This is a genomic window from Wylensekiella montiformis, assembly GCF_009697385.1.
GTDB classification, from domain to species: domain Bacteria; phylum Bacillota; class Negativicutes; order Selenomonadales; family Selenomonadaceae; genus Selenomonas_A; species Selenomonas_A montiformis.
On the sequence record NZ_VUNL01000002.1, the window covers coordinates 272,115 to 280,945 of the forward strand.

Sequence of the window (8,831 nt, forward strand, 5' to 3'; positions counted from 1 at the left end):
TTCACTCTCCCTTTTACTACACAGAAATGCAGACCGGTCAGCGGCCTGCGGCTTCCTCATGGCTTTGGCCTGACCCGCCAAAAACCCCTTCCAGATAAGCTTCCAGATTGGTCCGGATCGGCATCAGATACACGCTGGCGTCCCTTTGTTCTGCCCATTCCATCACCTGATGCGAAAACGCTATGCTCCAGGAAAGATCCGGGCGGAACGACGACGGGAACACCACATTGTTCTTGCGCTCCCAATAGCTCTGCGAAGCCGTATTCATGACCGGAGAAACGCCCCAGTACACATCCATGCCCGCCATCATGTCCGCGTAAATTTCCAGGAAACGCATATCGTAAAACGGCTGGGTAAAGAAACCGGCTGCCCCGGCCTGTACCTTGCGGTGGATCCGGTAAAGCTCGTCCCGCATGGAGCTGCGATACTGATCGATACCGGCATAAACCGTTACCTCCGGCATCTCCTCCCGGAACTTACGAATAACATCCGTGCTTTCCGTCGGATAAACCGCATGATTCATTCGCTGCGGCGGATCCCCTTCGATGACCAGCACTTCACGAATATCATGCATGCGCAGATATTCTTTCATCGGCAGTTCCTGCGAAAGATCAATATCCATGGCACGAATATGCGGCATGACCTGCGGGAAATAGTCTTCTGCCATCGCCGCTCCCTGCCAGCTGCGTATCTCAAACCGCAGCAGATCGGGGATATTGATGACGTCAATCCTATCCTGATGACGCTGCAAAAGCTTCAGTTCCCCGCGGAGCGATTCTTCATCGCGGGGAACAAGCTCAACCGATACACGTTTCATAGGCTGCCTCCATACTTTTCAATACTTCGCTGTTTATCAACCACACCATTCATATTTTAAGGGGTCTGCAGAATTTTTGCAAGAGTCGCCCGCCGCGAAAGGATAGGTTTTATAAATGATAAAATAAATGCGTGGAATGAATCCTTCCACGCATTTTACCAACCGCCAAAACAGAATTTTTTTAGAACAATCCGGTGATCCGGCCATCCTTATCGATATCCATATTTTCCGCCGCCGGATGCCGGGGCAGGCCGGGCATCGTTAAGATATTTCCCGTCAGCGCAACAATAAATCCGGCGCCGGCCGAAACGCGCAGCTCGCGCACCGTGATGCGGAACCCCGATGGGCGCCCGAGTTTCGCCGGATCATCCGACAGGGAGTACTGCGTCTTGGCCATACATACCGGCATCTTATCCAGCCCAAGCGCCTCAATTTCCTGCAGCTGCTTTTGCGCGGCCCCTGTAAAGTCCACACCGTCTGCTCCGTAAATCTCGCGGGCCACTGCTTCAATCTTCTCAGGAATCGTCTGATCCGTTTCATACAGAAAATGAAACGAGTTCGGCTTGTCGAATGCTGCTTCCACCTTTTCCGCCAGCTTCAGGCCGCCCTCGCCGCCTTTAGCCCATACCTCGGACAAAGCGACCTCTGCGCCCATGGCCCGGCATTCCCGTTCCACGAAGTCCAGCTCTTCTTTCGTATCGGTCGGGAAGGCATTGACCGCTACCACAGCCGGCAGGCCGAACTTCTGGATGTTTTCAATATGCTTCGTAAGGTTGGCCAGCCCTTTTTCCAGTGCGGACATATCCACCCGATCGAGCTCCGTCTTGTCCAGCCCCCCATGCATCTTGAGCGCACGAACGGTAGCGACAATGACCACGGCGTCCGGATGAATGCCGGCAAAGCGGCACTTGATGTTGAGGAACTTCTCCGCACCGAGATCCGCGCCGAATCCGGCCTCTGTAACCACGTAGTCCGCAAACTTCAGCGCAAACTTCGTAGCCATGATGCTGTTGCAGCCATGCGCAATATTGGCAAACGGACCGCCGTGAATGAAAGCCGGTGTCCCTTCCAGAGTCTGCACGAGATTCGGCTTGATCGCATCCTTGAAAAGCAGGGTCAGCGCACCAGTCACATGAAGCTCTTTGGCCCGAACGGCACGTCCTCCGCGCGTATAAGCCACGACAATCTCGCCCAGGCGCTTTTTCATATCCTCCAGATCGGATGCCAGACAGAGAATGGCCATCATTTCCGAAGCCACGGTGATGTCAAACCCCGTTTCACGCGGTACGCCATGAGCCTTCCCGCCCAGACCGATCACAACGTGGCGCAATGCACGGTCATTGAGATCCAGAACGCGTTTCCATACAACGCGCCGCACATCGATGTCCAGCGCGTTGCCTTGCTGAATATGATTGTCAAGAACTGCGGCCAGCAGGTTATGCGCCGTCGTAATCGCATGAAAATCTCCGGTAAAGTGAAGGTTGATATCTTCCATCGGCACGACCTGCGCATAGCCTCCGCCTGCAGCGCCGCCCTTCAGGCCAAAGCATGGACCAAGCGACGGCTCACGCAAAGCCACAGCGACCTTTTTCCCCTGCCGGTGAAACGCATCGGCAAGCCCGACACTCGTCGTCGTCTTGCCCTCACCGGCCGGCGTCGGATTGATCGCCGTCACGAGAACCAGTCTGCCGTTCGGCCTGTCCTTTACCCGTTCCCAGGCCTCCAGCGAAATCTTCGCCTTGTACCGGCCATAAAGTTCCAGTTCGTCCTCCGAGATCTCCAGCTTCCCGGCAATGTCCCGGATGTCCTGCATTTCTGCTTCCTGCGCAATCTCCACATCAGTTTTCATTGGGCTTTCTTCTCCTCTTTGTTAAACGAATGGAATAGATCAGGTATATGATTTTTATTGCCATCTGCGCCGAAACATTCCGCAGAATATCCCGTCCAGTTGCGCAGATACCAACACGTTATGCTTTTTTTCTTTGCATTTCCGCCGCCTGAACGACATTCTGCATCAGCATGGCAACGGTCAGCAGCCCTACCCCTCCGGGAACCGGCGTAATCGCTCCGGCTACCTCCCGGACGGACTCAAAGTCCACATCGCCGACCAGCTTTTTCGGAGCAATCCGGTTGATCCCGACATCGACGACAGCCGCCCCCGGCTTCACCATATCCGCGGTAACAAATCGCGGCCGTCCAACCGCCGCGACCAGAATATCGGCTTCGCGCGCAATCGACGCAAGATTCCTGGTATGGGAATGACAAATCGTAACCGTTGCGTTCTTGGCCAAAAGGAGATGCAGCATCGGCTTGCCGACGATATTGCTGCGGCCGATCACAACGGCCCGCTGTCCGTCCAGCGGAACGCCTGCCAGCTCCAGCATCCGGATGCAGCCGGCAGGCGTACACGGAACAAGCCCCGGCTCACCGGTCACCAAACGGCCCACATTGACGGGATGGAATCCGTCCACATCCTTGGCCGGATCGATGCGGTTAAGAATTTCCGCCTCATGCGCGGCGATCTGATCCGGCAGCGGAAGCTGCACGAGTATCCCGTGGATGCGCGGGTTGAGATTCAGTTCATCAATCCGGGCCAGAAGCTGCTCCTTCGTCGTCTCCTCCGGCATCGCAATGACTTCCGAGTAAATGCCCAGTTCCTCGCAGGCCTTGTGCTTATTGCGGACATAAACCTCTGAAGCCGGATTGCTGCCGACAATGATCACGGCCAGCCCAGGCGTTATACCATACGTTTCCCGCAGGACGCCGGCCCGGCGGCCTGCATCGTCCCTGAACTGCCGGGCAAATACACTGCCCTCCAAAATCCGTGCTGACATATCGTCCCCCCTAAATCATCAAAACAAGAAACTAATCCAAGTACAGGCAAAAATCGCTACCGATACGATGCCGTTGCGCATGAAATAACGCTGCGTTACCTGACTGAAATCCGTCGGACTCACGATCCGGTGCTGATAAATCAACGTTCCGGCAGCAATGAGCACACCGACATAATAAGGCCAATGAAGCCGCAGCATAATGCCGACCATCAGGAAACAGACCACACAGATGAGATGCAGCGCGGAGGCTATGCGGAAGGCGCCTGCCGCGCCATAACTCACAGCCAGCGAATGAAGGCCCTGACTCCGGTCAAATGCTTCATCCTGAGCGCCGTACATGGCATCAAAAGCGCCGATCCAAAGCGCTACGGCTATGCAGAGCATCACCAGCGGGGCAGTGACCCGGCCAGAAACCGCCACCCAGCCGCCCGCCGGAGCCATGGCAATCGCAAGCCCCAGAAACAGATGGCACCAGCCGGTAAAACGCTTCGTATACGGATAGATGAGAAAAGGCGCCGCCGCGACCGGCAGCAGATACAGACAGACCGGCTGCAACTGCATCACCGACAAAACCATGAGAATCAGACAGACCGCGATGAACGCTTTGGCCTCACGCGGTGAAATGTCGCCGCGCACCATGGCGCGATAACTCATGCGCGGCTGCTGCCGGTCAAACCGGAGATCCGCGAGATTGTCCAGCGCCAGCGCCGCCGCCCGGGCCGTCGTAATGGCCAGAGCAATCCAGAAAAGATCATGCCAGGACGGATGGCCTCCAGCAGCCAGAACAGCCGCCATAAAGGCAAAGGGCAGGTCAAAAATCGTATGATGCAGCGCGACATTATTGACATGCGCTTTAAGATGAATCAATCCAGACCGAGCTCCTTCCATTTTGCATCCACTTTCCGGCGAATGGCCTCCGACATCTCGATCTCATCCGGCCATTCCCGGGTATGTCCTTCCTCCGGCCATGTCTTTGTCGCATCAATGCCGAGCTTGGAGCCCCATTTCGCCATCGGTGAGGAATGATCCAGCACATCCAGAGGCCCTTCGACGATTTCGAAATCGTGCTTGGCATCGATGTTGTTGTAAACGCGCCACCAGACTTCTTTCATATCCTGTACGTTGACGTGGGCATCCACGACGATGATCATTTTGACATTCATCATCTGACCCATCCCCCAAAGCGCATGCATGACCTTGCGGGCCTGCATCGGATACGACTTTTTGATGGAGACGATGCAGCAGTCATGGAACACGCCTTCCAGCGGCATATTGATATCCACGATTTCCGGCTGCATCTGCTGTAAAAGCGGTAAAAAAATGCGCTCTGTCGCCTTGGCCAGATAGCAGTCCTCCATGGGCGGCTTGCCGACCACCGTCGCCGCATAAATGGCATCTCTGCGGTGCGTTATCGCCGTGATATGAAATACGGGATAGTCATCCGCCAGAGAATAATAGCCCGTATGATCGCCAAACGGCCCTTCACGGCGCACTTCGTCCGTCAGGACATACCCCTCAAGAACGATCTCTGCCGAAGCCGGAACCTCAATATCCACGGTCTTGCATTTGACCATTTCCACTGATTTATGGCGCAAAAAACCAGCAAAGACCATTTCATCGATGTCGCGGGGAAGCGGAGCTGTCGCCGCGTAAGTGAGCACCGGATCCGTACCGATGGCCACCGCAGCCTCCAGCCGCTCGCCGCCCTGCGCCTTGGTGTCGCGTAAGTTCTCTGCGCCGTTTTTGTGGATATGCCAGTGCATGCCGGTCGTACAGCGGTCATATTTCTGAAGGCGGTACATACCTACATTGCGCTTGCCCGTTTTTGGATTTTTAGTGAATACCAACGGCAGGGTGATGAATGGGCCTCCGTCCTGCGGCCAGCACTTCAGAATCGGAATCTCGTCGAGATTCGGATGTTCCGTCTCTACGACTTCCTGACAAGGCGCATGTTTAACATATTTCGGAAAATTAACTGCCCGCTTAATCATGGGGATCAGCGAAACGACATTCATCTTGTTCTGCAGAGAAAGATACGGAAGCTTCATCATCTCACGAAGCTCGTCGCCGATATCATCGAGTTTCTCCACGCCAAGAGCCAGCGCCATGCGTTCGTAGCTGCCAAAGGCATTGATCAGAACCGGCATGTCGGAGCCCTTGACCCGTTCAAAAAGCAGCGCGACATTCTTGCTGCCTTCCTGCTTCGATACGCGGTCTGTGATCTCCGTAATCTCCAAATCCGGATCCACTTCGGTCTGGATCCGTTTCAGCAGCCCCCGGCTTTCCAATGCCGTAATAAATTCGCGTAAATCCTTAAATGCCAAAAAAGAACCCCCTTTACCTGCGAAGAATATACCGTACAATCAGGTATCCTACCTCATACAGGACAATGATCGGCAGCGCAATCATCGACTGAGTGAATACATCCGGAGTCGGTGTGATAATCGCCCCGGCTACAAAAGAAAGGAAAATGATGATTCGCTGATATTTTTTTAGGAACGCCGAGGTAATGAACCCCATCTTTCCCAGAATCGTGATGACCAGCGGCAGCTCAAAAATAAAGCCGAACGGGATCACGAACATGATAACAAAATCAAAATATTTATTGACGGAAAACAGCGCTTCCAGTTCACTGTTGCCAAATCCCAAAAAAAAGCGGATGCCGGCCGGCAAGACCAGAAAGAAGGAAAAGGCCAGCCCGGAGAAAAACAGAATGACCGAAGCCGGCACAACGATTCCCAGTACGGCTCGTTCCTTATGCGTAAGTGCAGGCAGGAAAAAGCGCCAGACATGCCAAAACACCACGGGAAGGGCGATCAGAAACCCCGTCGTGCAGGCAACCTTCAAATAAGTAAAGAAAGCCTCCGACGGCTGCATATAATAGAGCTTTCCTGCCGGCAGGGTGAGATAATGCATGATCTTGTCGATATAAAAGTACGCTGCGCAGCTGCCCAGCGCTACAGCCACAAGGCACTTGATCAGGCGGCTGCGCAGTTCAGTCAGATGAGCAATCAGCGACATGGTTCCATCATCGTGAACCTCTTCCACGGAACCCGGCTCAATGATGCCCCGCTGCTTCGGCGCTTCAATTTCTTCGTATTGTTTCTCTTCTGCCATGAATCCCCACCCGGCTCACTGCTTTGTTGCGTCGTTCTTCGGCGGCAGTTCCTTCGGCTGCTCTGTAACGTTCGTCATCTGCTTGGACTGTTCCGTATCGTCCTCCGTAGCATTCGTCTTAAATTCGCGGATTCCTTTGCCAAGCGCTTTTCCGATCTCCGGAAGCTTGCTCGGACCAAATACCACCAAGGCAATCAGCAGGACAATGCCCAGACTCTGAACACTAATCATAATTGGATTCCTCCCCCATATTTATCAATATCCTTATTCTTATCCATTATACCGAAAACCGGTTAAAATCTCAACGAAACTTGCCGCTTCCGGTATACGAAATCCTTATGGACGGCATAAAGAAAGCCATCCCCGAACGGGACGGCTTCCTCTCAGCTTTTTTTCTCCTCTGCGCCGGGCACGCCATGCGCCTGCTCCGCGGCGATCTGCTGTCGCACGGAATCCTGCGTCGGCGCCTGATACGCCGCAGCCGGAGCGGCAGACGGCGCTGCCGGCGCAGCTGCCGCTTCTCCCTTTGGCGGCTGGCTGGCTGCTGCATGTTCCTGCACCGGAGCAGCGGCAGGCTTCGCAGCCGGCGCCTGCTGCTGCGGACGCACGGGTCTCTGCTCCGGCGCGTTGATCGCCTGTGACAGCGCATTCGTCGCCTTCCGGAATTCCCGAATGCCCTTCCCCAGCGATCGGGCGACCTCCGGCAGCTTGCCCGGTCCGAATACCACCAGTCCGACGACCAGAATCAGAATGAGCTCCGGTACACCAATTCCAAACATAAAATCTCCCTCCAGCTTTCCGCTCCGGCTATAAATCCCTTTGATTTTATCATAAAAAAAATCATATGCTTTGATATGTCCATTCATCAGAAATCCCGTTCACCGATAAAATCCGCCAACATCCGGAACGCCTCGTCAATCTCCGGCGAAAGGCATCCGGGAAGGACCTGACGGGCGCGGTCCAGATACTCGTCCGCTTTTGCCCGGGCGATATCCGGACCGTCTGTCGCTCGGACGATATCCAGCGCCCGCTGAACCATCGAATCGGTCATCTCCGGATTCGTTACAATGCGTTCCAGTTCTTCCGCGTCCGGACTGACCGTCAGTGCATGAATGACCGGCAGCGTCACAATGCCCTGACGAATATCGTTGCCGGCCGGCTTGCCGATCTGCTCCGAGGACTGCCAGATATCCAGCAGATCATCCGTAATCTGAAACGCCATGCCGATGCAATGACCGTACTCTGCCATCTTTTGCTGATCCGCCCGATCCATCCCGCCGATATCCGCGCCAAGTTCGCAGCAGATCTCAAGAAAATCTGCCGTCTTTTTGCGGATGCGGTCATAATAATTATTCAAGTCCCGGACGGCCTGATACACCGTATGATCCTGAATGATTTCGCCCACGCTCAGATTACCGACCAGCTCCGCCAGCCGCTTCGACACATGGGCGCCGTAATCACCGTCAGCAATGAGCGCAAACGCGCGCGCAAAAATATAATCGCCGCTTAAAATCGCGATCTGATTGTCCCATCTGGCATTGGCCGTAGCGGAACCACGCCGCGTATCCGCCTGATCGATGACATCGTCATGAACCAGCGATGCGGTATGGATCAATTCCAATGCCTCGGCCAGCGGAAGCGCCCTCTGCAGGTCAAACCGCGGGCCGCCGCGGGCCGCCAGCAGACAAAGTGCAGGGCGGATCCTTTTTCCGCCGGCCTTCACCAAATGCGTACCGACTTCCGCAATCAGCTCTACCGGAGACGATACGGCATCCAGAAGTCCTGCATCAAGCTGTTTCAAATCCTCTTGTATCACATCAAACATAGGGTTGGACACATTCATCACCTACAAAATCCACTCATACTGCATAGCATATTACATAATTTTACTACATTTCCTCTGATTTGTCATGAGTGGTTCTTTGCAAAATTTATCCCCGAATTGCAATAATAAGTTGAACACCCGGCGAACCTTTATGCAGTAAGTGCTGCAAGCATTTCTTCCCTAAAGCACTCCTCGGGTGTCTTATAGCCGAGTATTTTTCTTGGCAGGGTGTTGGCCC

General features: G+C 54.5%; 9 protein-coding genes. All 9 read right to left on the bottom strand.

Annotated features, from left to right (window positions below; genetic code table 11):
- Positions 1 to 37: 37 nt before the first annotated feature.
- The 9 genes from FYJ78_RS02900 to FYJ78_RS02935 all read right to left on the bottom strand — a co-directional run bounded on the left by FYJ78_RS02900 (position 38) and on the right by FYJ78_RS02935 (position 8,605).
- Entirely contained in the window at positions 38 to 817 is a 780-nt protein-coding gene (locus FYJ78_RS02900; RefSeq protein ID WP_154619891.1) for a methylenetetrahydrofolate reductase, read from the bottom strand.
- A 181-nt stretch (positions 818 to 998) separates the two neighbouring features.
- Complete coding sequence (locus FYJ78_RS02905; RefSeq protein WP_154619892.1) at positions 999 to 2,666, bottom strand: formate--tetrahydrofolate ligase; 1,668 nt, start codon at positions 2,664 to 2,666, stop codon at positions 999 to 1,001.
- 118 nt (positions 2,667 to 2,784) lie between these two features.
- Positions 2,785 to 3,651, bottom strand: a complete 867-nt coding sequence (gene folD / locus FYJ78_RS02910; RefSeq protein ID WP_154619893.1) for a bifunctional methylenetetrahydrofolate dehydrogenase/methenyltetrahydrofolate cyclohydrolase FolD — start codon at positions 3,649 to 3,651, stop codon at positions 2,785 to 2,787.
- Positions 3,652 to 3,669: 18 nt separating this feature from the next.
- Positions 3,670 to 4,518: a 4-hydroxybenzoate octaprenyltransferase gene (locus FYJ78_RS02915; RefSeq protein ID WP_235899780.1), complete on the bottom strand. Its 849-nt coding sequence runs from the start codon at positions 4,516 to 4,518 to the stop codon at positions 3,670 to 3,672.
- Positions 4,515 to 5,975, bottom strand: coding sequence for a menaquinone biosynthesis decarboxylase (locus tag FYJ78_RS02920; RefSeq protein WP_154619895.1), 1,461 nt, complete (start codon positions 5,973 to 5,975; stop codon positions 4,515 to 4,517). Before FYJ78_RS02920 ends, FYJ78_RS02915 begins: the two co-directional genes overlap by 4 nt.
- A 13-nt stretch (positions 5,976 to 5,988) precedes the next feature.
- The gene (gene tatC, locus FYJ78_RS02925) at positions 5,989 to 6,768 is read right to left on the bottom strand and encodes a twin-arginine translocase subunit TatC (RefSeq protein WP_195847830.1); all 780 of its coding nucleotides are present in this window, start codon (positions 6,766 to 6,768) and stop codon (positions 5,989 to 5,991) included.
- A gap of 15 nt (positions 6,769 to 6,783) precedes the next feature.
- Complete coding sequence (locus FYJ78_RS12715; protein ID WP_195847831.1) at positions 6,784 to 6,999, bottom strand: Sec-independent protein translocase subunit TatA/TatB; 216 nt, start codon at positions 6,997 to 6,999, stop codon at positions 6,784 to 6,786.
- 152 nt (positions 7,000 to 7,151) lie between these two features.
- On the bottom strand, positions 7,152 to 7,547 hold the full coding sequence (locus tag FYJ78_RS02930; protein ID WP_154619896.1) for a Sec-independent protein translocase subunit TatA/TatB: 396 nt from the start codon (positions 7,545 to 7,547) through the stop codon (positions 7,152 to 7,154).
- An 86-nt stretch (positions 7,548 to 7,633) separates the two neighbouring features.
- A complete protein-coding gene (locus FYJ78_RS02935) occupies positions 7,634 to 8,605 on the bottom strand; it encodes a polyprenyl synthetase family protein (protein ID WP_328597623.1) in 972 nt (323 codons plus the stop codon).
- Between the last annotated feature and the right edge of the window lie 226 nt (positions 8,606 to 8,831).

What these genes read in the sequence shown, in the direction of transcription:
- FYJ78_RS02900 (WP_154619891.1), bottom strand. Translation starts at nt 817, where the DNA reads ATGAAACGTGTATCGGTTGAGCTTGTTCCCCGCGATGAAGAATCGCTC.
- FYJ78_RS02905 (WP_154619892.1), bottom strand. Translation starts at nt 2,666, where the DNA reads ATGAAAACTGATGTGGAGATTGCGCAGGAAGCAGAAATGCAGGACATC.
- folD (WP_154619893.1), bottom strand. Translation starts at nt 3,651, where the DNA reads ATGTCAGCACGGATTTTGGAGGGCAGTGTATTTGCCCGGCAGTTCAGG.
- FYJ78_RS02930 (WP_154619896.1), bottom strand. Translation starts at nt 7,547, where the DNA reads ATGTTTGGAATTGGTGTACCGGAGCTCATTCTGATTCTGGTCGTCGGA.
- FYJ78_RS12715 (WP_195847831.1), bottom strand. Translation starts at nt 6,999, where the DNA reads ATGATTAGTGTTCAGAGTCTGGGCATTGTCCTGCTGATTGCCTTGGTG.
- tatC (WP_195847830.1), bottom strand. Translation starts at nt 6,768, where the DNA reads ATGGCAGAAGAGAAACAATACGAAGAAATTGAAGCGCCGAAGCAGCGG.